15 protein-coding genes are annotated in these 15304 nt (G+C 43.5%); 13 read left to right on the top strand and 2 right to left on the bottom strand.

Translation table 11 applies throughout. The annotated features are described in order from the left end of the window. The first annotated feature begins 77 nt into the window (after positions 1–77). From suhB to QUE24_RS02980, 5 genes are all read left to right on the top strand, one after another. Positions 78–869: an inositol-1-monophosphatase gene (gene suhB, locus QUE24_RS03000; protein ID WP_286305184.1), complete on the top strand. Its 792-nt coding sequence runs from the start codon at positions 78–80 to the stop codon at positions 867–869. A 57-nt stretch (positions 870–926) separates the two neighbouring features. Then, the gene (gene typA, locus QUE24_RS02995; RefSeq protein WP_286305183.1) at positions 927–2756 is read left to right on the top strand and encodes a translational GTPase TypA; all 1830 of its coding nucleotides are present in this window, start codon (positions 927–929) and stop codon (positions 2754–2756) included. A 62-nt stretch (positions 2757–2818) separates the two neighbouring features. Next, entirely contained in the window at positions 2819–3037 is a 219-nt protein-coding gene (locus tag QUE24_RS02990) for a PP0621 family protein (RefSeq protein ID WP_286305182.1), read from the top strand. After that, positions 3034–4620: a sensor histidine kinase gene (locus QUE24_RS02985; RefSeq protein ID WP_286305181.1), complete on the top strand. Its 1587-nt coding sequence runs from the start codon at positions 3034–3036 to the stop codon at positions 4618–4620. Before QUE24_RS02990 ends, QUE24_RS02985 begins: the two co-directional genes overlap by 4 nt. Before the next feature lie 14 nt (positions 4621–4634). Continuing rightward, on the top strand, positions 4635–5990 hold the full coding sequence (locus tag QUE24_RS02980; protein ID WP_286305180.1) for a sigma-54-dependent transcriptional regulator: 1356 nt from the start codon (positions 4635–4637) through the stop codon (positions 5988–5990). On the opposite strand, the gene ygfZ is transcribed toward QUE24_RS02980, so the two are convergent. Continuing rightward, positions 5991–6932, bottom strand: a complete 942-nt coding sequence (gene ygfZ, locus QUE24_RS02975; RefSeq protein WP_286305179.1) for a CAF17-like 4Fe-4S cluster assembly/insertion protein YgfZ — start codon at positions 6930–6932, stop codon at positions 5991–5993. 87 nt (positions 6933–7019) lie between these two features. On the opposite strand from ygfZ, the gene QUE24_RS02970 reads away from it, so the two are divergent. Further along, positions 7020–7451, top strand: a complete 432-nt coding sequence (locus tag QUE24_RS02970) for a protein YgfX (protein ID WP_286305178.1) — start codon at positions 7020–7022, stop codon at positions 7449–7451. On the opposite strand, the gene nadB is transcribed toward QUE24_RS02970, so the two are convergent. After that, positions 7411–9030, bottom strand: a complete 1620-nt coding sequence (gene nadB, locus QUE24_RS02965) for an L-aspartate oxidase (protein ID WP_286305177.1) — start codon at positions 9028–9030, stop codon at positions 7411–7413. The two genes, QUE24_RS02970 and nadB, sit on opposite strands and share 41 nt — an antisense overlap. Positions 9031–9157: 127 nt before the next feature. Here nadB and rpoE point away from each other — a divergent pair, with 127 nt between their 5' ends. The 7 genes from rpoE (at position 9158) to QUE24_RS02930 (ending at position 15280) form a co-directional block, all read left to right on the top strand. Further along, on the top strand, positions 9158–9736 hold the full coding sequence (gene rpoE / locus QUE24_RS02960) for an RNA polymerase sigma factor RpoE (RefSeq protein ID WP_007145701.1): 579 nt from the start codon (positions 9158–9160) through the stop codon (positions 9734–9736). Beyond that, positions 9733–10293, top strand: coding sequence for a sigma-E factor negative regulatory protein (locus QUE24_RS02955; RefSeq protein ID WP_286305176.1), 561 nt, complete (start codon positions 9733–9735; stop codon positions 10291–10293). Before rpoE ends, QUE24_RS02955 begins: the two co-directional genes overlap by 4 nt. Positions 10294–10299: 6 nt before the next feature. Continuing rightward, the gene (locus QUE24_RS02950; protein WP_286305175.1) at positions 10300–11286 is read left to right on the top strand and encodes a MucB/RseB C-terminal domain-containing protein; all 987 of its coding nucleotides are present in this window, start codon (positions 10300–10302) and stop codon (positions 11284–11286) included. After that, the gene (locus QUE24_RS02945) at positions 11283–11705 is read left to right on the top strand and encodes a SoxR reducing system RseC family protein (protein WP_286305174.1); all 423 of its coding nucleotides are present in this window, start codon (positions 11283–11285) and stop codon (positions 11703–11705) included. Before QUE24_RS02950 ends, QUE24_RS02945 begins: the two co-directional genes overlap by 4 nt. Then, positions 11702–13117: a DegQ family serine endoprotease gene (locus QUE24_RS02940; RefSeq protein WP_286305173.1), complete on the top strand. Its 1416-nt coding sequence runs from the start codon at positions 11702–11704 to the stop codon at positions 13115–13117. Before QUE24_RS02945 ends, QUE24_RS02940 begins: the two co-directional genes overlap by 4 nt. Before the next feature lie 142 nt (positions 13118–13259). Next, on the top strand, positions 13260–13943 hold the full coding sequence (locus tag QUE24_RS02935; RefSeq protein ID WP_286305172.1) for a response regulator transcription factor: 684 nt from the start codon (positions 13260–13262) through the stop codon (positions 13941–13943). 98 nt (positions 13944–14041) lie between these two features. Continuing rightward, a complete protein-coding gene (locus tag QUE24_RS02930) occupies positions 14042–15280 on the top strand; it encodes a sensor histidine kinase (protein WP_286305171.1) in 1239 nt (412 codons plus the stop codon). Positions 15281–15304: the final 24 nt, after the last annotated feature.

The raw sequence follows: 15304 nt of genomic DNA, 5'->3' as shown, positions 1-15304 counted from the left end.
ATAATAATCGGCTTTAATCTGAGTCATTGTTCTTCAATGCACTCTTGAAGTACCTATCGTTCTGGAAAAATTTGTTTATGCATCCAATGCTCAATATAGCAATCAGGGCTGCCCGCAATGCTGGCTCTCTGATCATGCGCTCGCTGCAGCACGTTCAGCATCTTGAAGTCACGACTAAAGGTCGTAATGATTACGTGTCAGACGTTGACCGACTCGCGGAACAAGAAGTCATCAACGTCATCAAAAAAGCCTATCCTGACCATGCCATTATGGCTGAAGAGTCGGGTCGTTCAGGTGACAATGAAACCGTTTGGATTATTGACCCCTTGGATGGCACAACAAATTTTCTTCATGGGTTTCCGCACTACTGTGTATCCATCGCCGTCAGAGTGAAAGGACGAGTTGAACATGCTGTTATCTATGACCCTCAGCGCGATGAATTGTTCACTGCAAGCCGTGGTGAAGGCGCCAAACTGAATGACCGTCGACTCCGTGTAACCAAACGCAGAGAGCTGGCAGGTGCACTACTTGCAACAGGTTTCCCATTCAAATATCCCGCTTTTCATGAAGCTTACTTCAACAGTTTTAAAGCCTTGTTTCCTCAGGTAGCAGATATCCGTCGTACGGGTTCAGCTGCGTTGGACCTTGCTTATGTGGCCGCAGGCCGTGTTGATGGTTACTGGGAAATGGGGCTGGAGAATTGGGATATGGCGGCAGGCTTACTTCTGGTCGAAGAAGCTGGGGGCATTGTCACCGACTTTGATGGTACCGATAATTTGTTCAATAAAGGTAATGTCATTGCAGCAGGTCTTGGTGTTCATAATCTGATGTTAACCACGCTGCAACCACATTTATCAAAAGCCAAATAAGCGCCTAAGGGCATATTTTTTTCGCATGCATGGCATGCTTTTACAGAATTCAAACTAATGACAAATAAACGAGATATTTCTAAGCTACGCAATATAGCGATTATTGCCCACGTCGACCATGGCAAAACGACCTTAGTTGACCAACTCCTTCGTCAGTCTGGCACCTTTGGTGAGCATGAAGAATTGACAGAACGGGTGATGGACTCCAACGATCTTGAACGTGAACGTGGTATTACCATCCTGTCAAAAAATACAGCGATTCGCTGGAATGACTACCACATCAACATCGTGGATACACCAGGCCATGCTGATTTCGGTGGTGAAGTTGAGCGTGTTCTGTCGATGGTTGATTCAGTATTGTTGCTGGTAGATTCAGCTGAAGGTCCGATGCCACAAACCCGTTTTGTGACTCAGAAAGCGCTGGCATTAGGACTCAAACCTATTGTTGTTATTAACAAGATTGATAAACCATCAGCTCGTCCAGATTGGGTATTAGATCAAACTTTTGATCTATTCGTTAATTTGGATGCGACAGATGAACAGCTTGATTTTGATGTCATTTACGCATCAGGATTAAATGGCTTTGCAGGCATGGAAGACACTGTTCGTGAAGGTGATATGACACCGTTATTTGAGCTTATCGTCGACAAAGTCAATCATCCTGATGTCGATTCAGAAGGTCCTTTCCGCATGCAGGTGTCATCACTTGACTACAACAGTTATGTGGGTGTTATCGGTGTTGGTCGTATCGAACGTGGCCGTGTGAAAACGAATACACCTGTCACTGTCGTTGACCGTGAAGGTAAAAAACGTAACGGTCGAGTACAGCAAGTAATGGGCTTTTTAGGTCTGCAACGTGAAGAAGTGGCTGAGGCACAAGCGGGCGATATTATTGCGTTTACCGGTCTAGATCCATTAAATATTTCTGATACCTTGTGTGACCCAAATGCTGTTGAAGCATTACCACCATTGTCAGTAGATGAACCCACCGTGACAATGACCTTCCAGGTTAATAATTCTCCGTTTGCAGGTAAAGACGGAAAATTTATTACTACACGTCAAATCAAAGAGCGTCTGGATCGTGAATTAATTCATAACGTGGCGTTACGTGTGGATCAAGTGCCAACAGATCCTGATAAGTTCAAAGTGTCAGGTCGCGGTGAGTTGCACTTGTCTGTGCTTATCGAAAATATGCGCCGTGAAGGTTTTGAACTGGGTGTCTCTCGTCCGGAAGTGATTATCCGTGAAGTCGATGGTGTAAAAGAAGAGCCTTTTGAGGCTGTCACTATTGATATCGAAGATGAGCATCAAGGCACTGTCATGGAAAAAATGGGTGAGCGGGGCGCTGACCTGAAAAATATGGTACCCGATGGTAAAGGTCGTATTCGTTTAGACTTTATTATTCCGTCTCGTGGCCTGATTGGTTTCCGTACAGAATTTCTGACGGCTACCCAAGGTACAGGTTTGATTTACAGTGTATTTGATCATTATGCACCGATGAAAACCGGTAGTTTTGGTAAACGTATCAATGGTGTTCTGATTGCAAATGGTGTGGGTAAAGCGGTTGCTTTTGCTATCTTTAACTTGCAAGACCGTGGTCGCATGTTTATCGGACATGGTGATGAAGTCTATGAAGGTATGGTGATTGGCATCCACTCACGTGATAATGATTTAGTTGTTAACCCATTAAAAGGTAAACAGCTAACCAATATGCGTGCATCTGGATCTGATGAAGCGGTGACTTTAGTACCGCCTATTCGTATGAGCCTAGAGCAGGCACTAGAATTTATCGGTGATGATGAGTTACTTGAGGTCACACCTAAAGCCATTCGTGTTCGTAAAAAATTATTACTGGAACATGAACGGAAACGTGCTTCTCGTGGCTAAACGTCACTAAAAATAAAAGAAAAAGGGTATCCTATGTCGATACCCTTTTTTTGAGGTGAAAAATGCGAATTCTTATTTTAATTGCCATTGGCTTGCTGCTATATATCATCATCACGACGTTGTTACGCAAAGCTAAAGCAGAAGATGAACAAGCACGGATGGAAAAAATGGTACGTTGCGAGCAGTGTGGATTACATATTTCTGAACACGAAGCGATACAACAAAACCATCATTATTTTTGTTCCACACAACATTTAGAGGCTTTTAACGAGTCGAAATGAGTTCATCTTTGGATTCATATAAACCGTATTATCAAGATCCAGCTACATGGCGTGCGCTGACCGTTTTTGCCAGCTATCGCTTATTTCTCGCTACGGTCCTTTTCTTAGTTTTTTACTTGAGACTACCGCCTGAGTTTCTGGGAGAAGCAGATCCACGTTTATACAGTGTCGTGAGCCTGTCGTATCTGTTAAGTGCCTTTCTTTTATTGGTATTAACACTGAATCATTGGCGAGATGTACAAACACAGATACGAATTCAAGCTGTCATAGATATCATTGCTCTGATCGTTATTATTCATGCCAGTGGTGGATTACATACCGGGCTTGGATCACTGATGTTAGTCGTTGTCGTGGCGGGTGGTGCGTTAATGCCGGGACGTTTGGCCGCATTTATAGCCGCATTAGCGACCTTAGCCGTTTTGCTCGAAGTCAGTTATTCACAAATTGCTGGCGATGGTGTCACTAAATATAGTCAGGCAGGTATCTTAGGTGCCACATTTTTTGTCACAGCATGGTTGGCACAATGGTTATCTAAAAAATTACAAAGTTCGCAGGTCCTGGCAGAAGAGCGGGCGAGAGATGTTGAAAATCTAGCTGTATTAAATCAGCACATTATCAGTCAAATGCACACTGGCGTGCTGGCTCTGGACACGTATGGCAACGTAACGATGCTGAATACGTCAGCAAGACAATTGCTTGGCATAGCAGATATTGAGCCCGGATTTAACTTACGTGAGCATGTTCCTGAACTAGGCGAGCAGGTCTGGCTGTGGCAGCAGCAAAGTCTGAATGCTTTTCTTCCATTTCAGGCTCGGGCTGACTTGCCTGAAATTCAAGTCTCCGCTACTCAGCTGGATAGCGGTGAAACGCTGATTTATATTGAAAATACGTCAGCACTTGCCCAACAAGCACAGCAATTAAAACTGGCTTCTTTGGGAAGGCTAACGGCAAGCATTGCTCACGAAATTCGAAATCCTCTCGGTGCAATCAGCCATGCTGGTGAATTATTGGCTGAGCAATATGCGGCAGATCACATGATGACGAAACTGACTGCCATCATCTTGAAACACACTCAGCGTGTGAATAATATTATCGAAACTATCTTGCAGATGAGTCGTAAAAAAACAGCTGAACCCGCTGTGTTTATGCTTAATGACTGGCTAGAAAAATTTATTCACGAATTTACCGAAACAAAACAGCTTGATGACGATGATATTGCCCTGGATATGAAAGCGGCTAATCTTCAGATTGCAATGGATCCTGAACAGCTACATCAGGTTGTATGGAATTTAATGGATAATGCCTGGTTTCATGCTAAGCGAGAAGAAAAGCCTTATATACATATCCGACTGGAACAGAATGCTAAACAGATTTTTCTGGATATTATTGATAATGGCCCAGGGGTTCCAGAGGCTGTTCAGGCCCATTTATTTGAGCCATTTCATTCTGCTCGTCAGGGAGGAACAGGCTTGGGGTTGTATTTAGCGAGAGAACTCTGCCAGGCTAACCGAGCACGTTTGAACTATCTTCACGATACGTCTAATACAGGTTTTTTTCGTATTAGCCTTCCGGGAGAATGGTAGGAAATGATTAAAGAATGAATAGACAAGCATTAGTTATTGATGATGAGCCCGATATTCTTGAGTTATTAACCATGACATTGTCTGGCATGTCTATCGATTGCGTCACAGCAGAAAACGTAGCTCAAGCGACACAAGCATTAAAACAACAGTCATTTGATTTGTGTTTTACGGATATGCGTTTGCCGGACGGCAATGGTTTGGATATTGTTCGTCTGATTCAGAAATCTTATCCTAACTGTCCAGTGGCCGTGATTACCGCCCATGGTAATGTTGACCTGGCTGTTGAAGCACTGAAGTCGGGTGCTTTTGATTTTGTTTCAAAACCTCTCAAACTTAAAGTGCTACGTGATCTCGTCAATTCAGCATTAAATTTATCTCCTTTAAAAACAGAAAATAAAGAGCGCCGTTCCAGAGATAAATTACTTGGTGATACCGATGTCATACGTTCGTTAAGAAGTAAGATCAGTAAATTGGCTCGTAGTCAGGCTCCGGTGTATATCACCGGTGAGTCAGGAACCGGCAAAGAACTGGTAGCACGTCTTATTCATGAACTAGGCAGTCGCTCGGCGCAAAGTTTTGTGCCCATTAATTGTGGTGCTATTCCAGCTGAATTAGTAGAAAGTGAATTCTTCGGGCATAAAAAGGGAGCTTTCACGGGTGCTGTCTCAGATAAGCAAGGACTGTTTCAGGCTGCCAATGGTGGCACCTTGTTTTTAGATGAAGTAGCCGACTTACCACTGATGATGCAGGTGAAGTTGCTTAGAGCGATTCAGGAAAAAGCCATACGACCAGTCGGTGGCAACGAAGAAATGAGTGTTGATGTACGCATTTTATCTGCAACACATAAAAACCTAGCGGAATGTGTTAAGCAAGGCCATTTCCGGGAGGATTTGTTTTATCGTCTCAATGTCATTGAGCTGTTTGTCCCTCCCTTACGTCAGCGACAGGCGGATATACCCATGTTGGTTGATCATATTCTGAGTCATCTTGCGACCAAAAATGGTGAGAACAAACCAGGTATAGAGACGGCTGCAATTGAAGCACTTTGCGCCTATGCTTTCCCGGGTAATGTCCGTGAGCTTGAAAATATCCTAGAGCGAGCGATGACCTGGTCTGAAGGAAATCTCATTCAAAAAGATGATTTAATGCTACCTGCCACAACCGTGGCCGACAATGCCGTGTTCAATGTTGATCTGCCACAGTTAAGTGGAGAGACGGATCTTGAATCGCATCTTGAAGATCAGGAGCGGCAGCTTATCGTGGATGCACTGGAATCAACCCGGTGGAATAAGACTGCCGCCGCCAAAAAGCTTGGTATCAGTTTTCGCTCGTTGCGTTACAAACTCAAAAAACTGGCTCTGGAGGAATAGTCACTCTGCATCATCAACGAAGGCAGTGAGTGTCGAGATTTTATCCTGACCAATATAGAGTGATTTTGCTTGTGCTGATAATTTTATACTGAGGTGACATAGGCCATTATCAGCCTGGTTCATCGCGGCTTGAACTACATGTCCAGCTACATCGCCAGCTTCATCAATAACTTCGGTATTGGGCTCAGGAAGATGTGATGTTGTTATTTCAGCTAAAAATAAGCGGCGACTGGGTTTTCCCAGATAGTGCAGTCGAGCCACCACTTCCTGACCTGGATAACAGCCTTTTTTGAAACTGACACCACCGATGACATCCAAATTGAGTTGCTGAGGAGTAAATTGTTCTTTAGTTAAAAGACTGACCTTGGGTAAGCCTGATGTAATATCAGCACTTTGCCATAGGTTCTCTGAACCGATACGACTGTTTTCGATGATACTTTTATCTACTGGCGTGATAACTAAATATCGATGCAAATCGCCCGGCAGATATATACTCAACTGTCCATCATGCTCACTAGCTGACCAGAATGTACTCGCTTGATCTTTAAGCGGAGCTTCACTGATATATCCCATTGTATTGAGTTCAGCGCTCACAGAAATATCTACCTTGCTACGCAGCTTAAACATCGTCAATCGTTGAGCAATGCTATCAGCTAGATCTGTGGCTGTGATTAGCAGAAAATCTTTTTCACGCTTAACAACGTAGAACAGGCTTAATAAGCGACCTTTTGGGTTACAAAAACCACTTAGCTGAGCAGTATTGTTCGTTAATGTGCGGATATCATTCGTCAGTAGATTCTGTAAAAAACTGTCTGCTTCTTCACCCGAGACTTGAATGACAGAGAGCGAGGGCAAGGCCATTGCTACGGGCGATGAGTCATGACTAACTTCGGACAAGTAATTGACGCTGGGTGTGGATTGAGAAAGAGTCTGAAAATTCATAGATATATTGCGATTTATTGTGAACAGACTTTATTCTAACTGTATAAGCGATGCTAAAACAGGGATGAAAATAAAGGGCATTCAAGGATGAAGGTTGAGATCAGTCAATCACAGTATGAGTTTAGATATATGATATTGCTGCATGTCGTTGTCATCAGTTTACTGCTGCTTAACAAAGCAAGCATGGGGCCTCTGCTGACGGGTGTGTTAATTAGTTTTGCTTGTGTGGGATTTGTCATCTGGTTACGCCGCTACAAGAGAGTGTCTGGAAAAGCGTCTGTGACTGGAATCAGCATGAGCAAAGATAGACAATGGTTTCTAAACTATAACGACGGCTCTGTGTCAGGGCCTTATACACTGAAATCGAGCACTCAATTACCTTATGTTTTATTCATCTATTTAAACCCATCTATGCATGGACGAGGTCAGATACTGATGATTCCGATAGATGCTGTAGAAAAAAATAATTGGAGAAAACTCAGAGCTGAGCTTCGTCATCCTGATTCTTGGGAGCAATAATCGTTTCAGTAGCCGAATGCGTGTTATCGGTCTCTGGATAATCGAGAATGTAATGAAGGCCTCGGCTTTCTTTTCGACGCAAAGCTGATTCAATGATGAGTTCAGCTACATCAGCGAGGTTTCTCAGTTCCAGTAAATCTGCACTGATATGGTGTTTAGTATAAAAATCACGAATTTCAGCTTGCAGGACTTGCAAGCGCTGCTTTGCTCTTAGTAAACGATCGGTCTTTCGAACTATGCCGACATAGTTCCACATACACCGTCGTAACTCATCCCAGTTATGACTAATCGCAACAGCCTCTTTGGCTGGATGTACTTGACTGGCATCCCATTGAGGCACGATGGCAGAGGTAACCAGTGGTAACTGTTTTTTTATATCTTCAGCGGCTGATTTTGCGAATACCAGACATTCTAATAACGAATTACTGGCCATTCGGTTGGCACCATGTAAACCAGTATGGGCTGTCTCCCCAATGGCATACAAGCCGGGTACATCGGTCCTGCCATTCAAGTCAGTCATAATACCGCCACAAGTGTAATGCGCCGCGGGTACCACAGGAATGGGTTGTTTGGTGATATCTATACCAAATTCTAAACAACGTTGATAAATGGTAGGAAAGTGTTCTTTGATAAATGAAGCGGGTTTATGGGAGATATCAAGATATACACAGTCATGTCCTGTGCGTTTCATTTCGTGATCAATGGCTCGGGCAACAACATCCCTTGGCGCGAGTTCAGCCTGAGGATGAAATCGCTCCATGAACTGTTCACCATTCGCTAATACCAACTTGGCGCCTTCACCACGTAATGCCTCACTGATCAAAAATGATTTTGCTTGAGGGTGGAACAGGCATGTTGGATGAAACTGAATAAATTCCATATTGGCAATACGGCAACCCGCACGCCAACCCATGGCTATGCCATCACCAGTCGAGACATCTGGGTTGCTGGTGTAAAGATAGACCTTTCCCGCGCCACCTGTGGCCAGTACGGTAATAGGGGCCAACAATGTTTTGGCTTCATCTTTTTGGATATCAAGCACATAACAGCCGAGAATACGGTTTTCTTTTTCACCAAGTTGTTTACTACTACTGATGAGATCGATGCCGATATGGTAAGGCAGCATTTCGATATTAGGATGTGCTTTAGCCTTATCGAGCAAAGTTGTTTCAACTTCTCTTCCAGTGGCATCAGCTGAATGAATAATACGTCGATGACTGTGTCCACCTTCCTGTGTAAGGTGATAAGTTTCTGAGGTGATGCCATCGCGAGTAAATGTCACTCCCTGATTGATAAGCCACTCAATATTTTCGCGGGCATGCTCGACGGTAAAGCGGACTGACTTTTCATTGCATAGTCCCGCACCTGCCCGCAAAGTATCATCAATATGTGACTGGATAGAGTCGGTTTTATCAAGGACCACAGAGATGCCACCCTGAGCATACAAAGAGGCGCCTTCTTCAAGTTGACCCTTTGATATTACAGCGACTTTGACATCGTTTGCCATATGTAAAGCAAGGGTCAGTCCGGCGGTGCCACTGCCAATGATTAAAATATCGTAATGATGCGTTGTGGTCATAAATCTCTATACAGGTACAATAAGAAAGTTTATTTTGCACTGAATGTGGAACAAAGTTAAATCGACATGGTCAATCAAGCTGGATTAATTGAAGCAGTGAACGTGTCGACTCAAGCCGGATGATAGGATGAATGTGGATCAAGAGCTAGTACGGCGCGTACAAGCAGGTGATAAAAAGGCGTTTGACTTGCTGATAATGAAGTATCAGCAAAGAATCATTCACGTCATTACAGGGTTTGTTCATGATCCTGTTGAAGCGATGGATGTTGCGCAAGAAGCCTTTATTAAAGCATACCGTGCTTTACCCGGCTTCAGAGGCGATAGTGCCTTCTATACATGGTTATATCGTATTGCAATCAATACATCAAAAAACTATCTGACCGCTGCCTCCAGAAGGCCACCAGTTAGTGATGTTGACGCTATGGATGCAACTATTTACTACGATGCGCCCGAATTGAAGGAATTTGAGACGCCTGAAAGTAGTCTGATGAGTGATGACTTACAACAAGCAATTCATGATGCGATTCAGGAATTGCCTGAAGATACGGCAACGGCAATCAAACTGCGGGAGTTTGAAGGTCTGAGCTATGAGGAAATTGCACAGGCAATGGATTGTCCAATTGGGACCGTACGGTCGCGTATTTTTCGCGCCAGAGAGGCAATAGATAAACAGGTCAAAGCAGTAATGGGTGGAGAGGAACTATGACAATCAAGCAACAAGAACTATTGTCAGCGTTTGTTGATGGCGAACTTAATGAGCAAGAGCTTGATGAGTTGTTGGCATTGATGAAAACAGATGACAGTGCCAAAGTGGATTACATGAGATATCAGTTCTCGAGTGATCTTCTACATGGCTATGTCACTGATCATAATCACGTTGATTTAACAGACAGAATACATCAGGCATTATCAGATGAGCCTGATTTGCATATCAATGCAACTGAAAAAACGAAAACAGCAAAAGTGTTTGCACTTCCTGATTGGTTTTGGCGACAAACAGCTGGCCTGGCTGCGGCTGCATCACTCGGTGCGCTAGCTGTAGTGGGGTTAATGTCACAACCTCAGACCGTGATGCCTACCACTAATATGGCTCAATCTGAACCGTTGCAACAACAAACTACTGTTGCCGAAACAAATCGGTGGACAGTGGGAGAGACCGAAGTCGAAGACAGGTTGAACGACTACTTGGTCGATCACAATGAATATGCCGGTGCATCAGGCTTATTCTCATACGCAAGAGTTGTGTCGTACGGTGAGGAGTAAACTCTAATGCGCGTCATGCTCCACCTGTTAGTTGTCACATTTTTATCATTTTCTGCTCTGGCGCATGCTGATGATCCGCGAGCAATGCAGATCCTTGAAAAAATGACTTCCGCGGCAAAAACATTGACCTACGAAGGGGTATTTAACTATCAGTCTGGCAGAAACTTACAGTCAATACGTATTTTCCATCGGTCAGATGACAATGGTGAGCTCGAAAGAATGATTTCTCTGAATGGTGCTGCCAGAGAAGTTATTCGTAGTAACGATATGGTGACGTGCATCAGTCCCGATGGTAAACAAATCAATGTTAGTCGTCGTCCACTGAGTGGAGGGTTTCCAAGTGACTTACCTCGACGTTTCAGCTCTGCAGCACCGTATTATGAAGTTGAAATGGGTGGAAAAAAACGCGTTGCTGGTAAAGATGCCTATCAGTTATTGATTACGCCTAATGATAATTATCGTTATGGCTATCGCTTGTGGGTTGATGTTGAAACATACCTTCTTCTAAAGTCAGAACTTATAGCTCAAGATGGTGATGTGCTGGAAACATTTTCTTTTTCATCAGTTAGCACAGGCGAACCTATTCCAGATTATAAGTTCGAGTCACTACTAGCTGAAGATGACATGGTCTGGCACAAGACAGAACCTCAAGAACCTATCGACATTGAAGAACACCACCATGAACTGGCATGGCAGGTGAATTGGTTGCCTGACGGATTCGCTTTAGTTGCTTTACAGAACCGCCTAAGATCCAGTAATGGGGCCGATGTTGAACAACGTGTTTACAGTGATGGCCTAAGCTCAGTGTCTGTTTTTATTGAGAAAATTCGTGCCAAACACAATCATCTGCATGGTGCTTCGCACGTGGGTGGTATTAATGCTTTTGGCACAATCATGAATGCACATTTCGTCACCGTAGTGGGTGAGGTACCTGCCGTTACTGTTGAAAAGATCGGGAGTGCTATCGCCTTCAGTCAGGCCGAACAGGAATGATTGAACAAAAAGCGACCGTAGCCAGTAGAAGTGGTGAACAAGTCTGGGTAGAAGCCGAACGCCAGTCAACTTGCGGTCAATGCCAGGCACGTAAAGGCTGTGGTACTGGCTTGTTATCCAAGCATGTCGGCAAAAAATTTTCTCGTATAGCGGTTAAGGACGATGGTGAGTTGAGAGTGGGTCAACAGGTGACCGTTTCAATTCCTGAAGAAGCCTTGTTAACAGGGGCTTTCATGATGTACATGTTGCCGCTTATTCTCCTATTTACCATCGCAATTACCGTGCGTTTAATGGGGGGGGAACTGCTGCAAATTGTGTCTGGTCTATTAGGTCTGATTACTGGCTTTGTATGGGTTAAGCACCGTATGAGTCATCATGATGCCGGTATCAATGTCAAACCAAATGAGGACTTCAAATGAGAGTAAACAAAAATTGGACGGCGTTAGCAATGCTAATGACTTGGCTAATGCTGAGTGTTAGTGTTCAGGCTCGGTCACTACCAGAATTTACCGAACTCGTTGCCGACAATGGTGATGCTGTTGTAAACATCCGAACTCATAACAAAACAGAGCAAACTCCCACTTCAATGCTACCACGTGGTTTGGAGTTACCTGAAGGTTCAGGGATGGATGAGTTCTTCAAAAAGTTTTTTGGTGAACAGGGCGGCTCACCAATGCCGAGAGAAAGTGAATCTCTAGGTTCTGGTTTTGTTTTGTCTTCTGATGGTTACATTCTGACTAATCATCATGTTATCAAAGATGCTGATGAAATCATCGTCCGTTTCAGTGATAGAACTGAATTAGAGGCAAAAGTATTAGGTAGCGATGCACGCAGTGATGTTGCCTTAATCAAAGTCGATGCCAAAAACTTAAAAGCCGTCAAACTCGGTGACTCAGATGATTTGAAAGTGGGAGAGTGGGTGTTAGCGATTGGCTCACCTTTCGGCTTTGACTACTCTGCAACCGCTGGCATTATCAGCGCCTTAGGCCGTAGTTTACCTAGCGATAGTTATGTACCCTTCATTCAAACAGATGTGGCTATTAATCCCGGTAACTCAGGTGGCCCACTATTTAATCTGGACGGCGAAGTGATTGGTATCAACTCACAAATTTATAGCCGTACCGGTGGTTTTATGGGGGTATCGTTTGCTATCCCAATTGGTACCGTCATGAATGTGGTGGATCAGATTAAATCACAAGGCTATGTCAGCCGTGGCTGGTTAGGTGTCGTTATTCAAGATGTAACGCGTGAACTCGCCGAATCGTTTGGTTTATCTAAACCAAGCGGTGCACTTATATCTCGTGTCGTCGACGACAGCCCAGCAGCACGAGCAGGCTTTAAAGCAGGTGACGTGATTCTTGATTTTGATGGTAAAGAAGTAGAGACCTCTTCTGATTTACCACCAATCGTTGGTAGAACTAAAGTAGGTAAAGAAGTAGACGTTGAGGTGATGCGTAATAATAAGCACGAAACACTCAAAGTCACCATCGAAGAACTACCAAAAGATGAAGACCTTACCAACAATAGCTCAAAACCAGGTCGATTTGTTGATTCACGTCTATCAATGGAAGTCGCTGATATCACACCAGAGCAACGTAAACAGTTTGACGTAGCAAAAGGTGGTGTCATGGTCATGAAGGTTGAACAAGGACCCGCAATCAAAGCTGGTATTAGACCTGGTGATATTCTTCTGAGTATCAACAACACTGATATCCAGGATCCTCATCAATTTATTGAGGTGGCAAAAAAACTGCCTGCTAATAAACCGATTCCTGTGTTAGTACAACGCGGTGGTTCAGCACAATTCCTGGCGTTAGAAATTAAAGAGTAACTTCTCTTTAAATCAAACTAAAAAAGCCGTTGATGTATATCAACGGCTTTTTTTACCTTCGATGTCAGTTAAATAACGACTTATCTGCTATTATTCATAATACGAACAATTGTTATTAAGATTTTAAAGGTAACGTCAAATCATGCCACCTAGAGTGCTTATAGTTGAGGATGACATCACATTAAACCAACAATTACAGCAGCTTCTTGTGAATGCTGGTTTTGATACGGTGGTAGCACATGATGGTAATGATGGTCTGACAAAATCTATTAGTTTGTCGTTGGATTTAATTTTATTGGATGTGTCTTTGCCAGAAAAAGATGGCTACCAAATTTTAAAAACAATCAGGCAAACACGTGTTACGCCAGTGATTATGCTAACTGCACATGGTGCAGAGGAAGAACGTATTCTTGGATTAAAAAGTGGTGCAGATGATTATTTGTCAAAACCATTTAATTTCACCGAGTTGATATTAAGGATAGAAGCGATTCTCAGGCGTTTAGCACCACAAATCAATGACGATGATCATCATTATCTCAGCAGACACGGTATTGAGTTAAATAAACACAAACAAACCGTTTCGTTTGCGGGCCAAACCATTCCATTTACCCCTATACAGTTCAAACTTTTGTGGACACTGATGCAGAATCCCAAACAAACGCTCAGCAAACCACAACTATATCGTCTCGTATTGGAAAAAGAGTTTAGTCGTTATGACAGAAGTCTTGATATGCATATGAGCCGGGTTAGGCGGAAGTTAGTCTCGGCGGGACTACCCGCTGATCACCTACAAACCGTGCATGGGACAGGATATATTTTATTATGAAGCGTCGCTTACTATGGAAGTTAGTCGCAACCATAGTCATTGGCACTATTTTACTTTTTTGGCTGATACATATTTTGCTACTGCACACAGAGCAACATATGAGTTTCATTGATCAGCGTTACCAGTCTGAATTGAAAGCGTATGCCAAATTGGCGGAGAAATATCATGAAAACGGTGATATTCAATCGCTAAATGAGTGGGTAAAGCATCTTCAAGAAAAAGAAAATACCTGGGTAGCTGTTGTTTCTTCCAATGTTGCACCAGTAGGAAATAGCTATATATCAGAACAATACCAGGAGAGATTTGCTCTTGGTCGTGACATCAGCTGGAAAATACATCTCTATTTCAAAGAAAACCCGACAATGGATTTGCCTTTTTCTGACGGTAAAACACATTTTCTCATCACCTTACCGGATCGAATGCGGCCAGGAGCATACTGGTTTCAGACTAGCTTGCTGTTACAGATCGCCTTGCCTTTATTGTTGATGACCTTAATTAGCTTGATTATCTATCGCCATGTCATGTCACCACTTAGTCAACTGGAAAAAGCAACAAGGCAATTTAGTGATGGTAATTTCAATGTGCGTGTCGGGAAAACTTTGGCAAAACGTCAAGACGAAATTACCGCCTTGGGTGACACCTTTGATGGGATGGCAGAGCGAATAGGTCACTTAATTCAAACACAGCGTCACCTCATTTCTGATCTCTCTCATGAACTTAGAACCCCGCTAGCACGAGTGGAATTAGCATTAAGCTGGGCTGAAAATCAGGATCTTGATCCGAAATTGATAGAACGAATTCGATATGAAAGTCAGCAAATGCGTGTATTGGTTGAGGATACACTCACTTTGGCGTGGCTTGATAACGAATGTCCCGATTTACGTCAAGAAACATTAGACTTAACTGATTTGATCGATAGTATCATTGAGGATGCGAGGTTTGAGTTTCCCAAATGCGAAATCAAGGCGACGATGCCAGAGCACGCGATTATTGAAAACAGCAGTGCGCGTGCTATAGGACACGCCTTTGAAAATATTCTCAGGAATGCACTAGCACATACCCCCGATGGCCAAACCGTCAAAGTCATCGTTGAGAAAGTGGCAGATCAATACCAAATCTATATTGATGACTTCGGCCCAGGTATAGCACCACACCATTTAACCAATATCTTTAAACCTTTTTTCAGGCTGGCTCATTCTGGGCGTCAGCTTCATCGTGGATTTGGTGTGGGTTTGAGCCTGGCTAAACGCCATATTGAAGTGTGTGGAGGACAACTGAGCGCTGAGAACTTAGTGACGGGTGGTTTAAGAATGAACATGGTCCTACCTGCAAGTTAGGGGTGAAATGTAACAATTGTAAAT

Origin of the sequence: Methylophaga marina, from assembly GCF_030296755.1 — a bacterium.
GTDB classification, from domain to species: Bacteria; Pseudomonadota; Gammaproteobacteria; order Nitrosococcales; family Methylophagaceae; genus Methylophaga; species Methylophaga marina.
The sequence above is the reverse complement of the archived record's forward strand: the minus strand, read 5'-3'. Positions and strand labels throughout refer to the sequence as shown.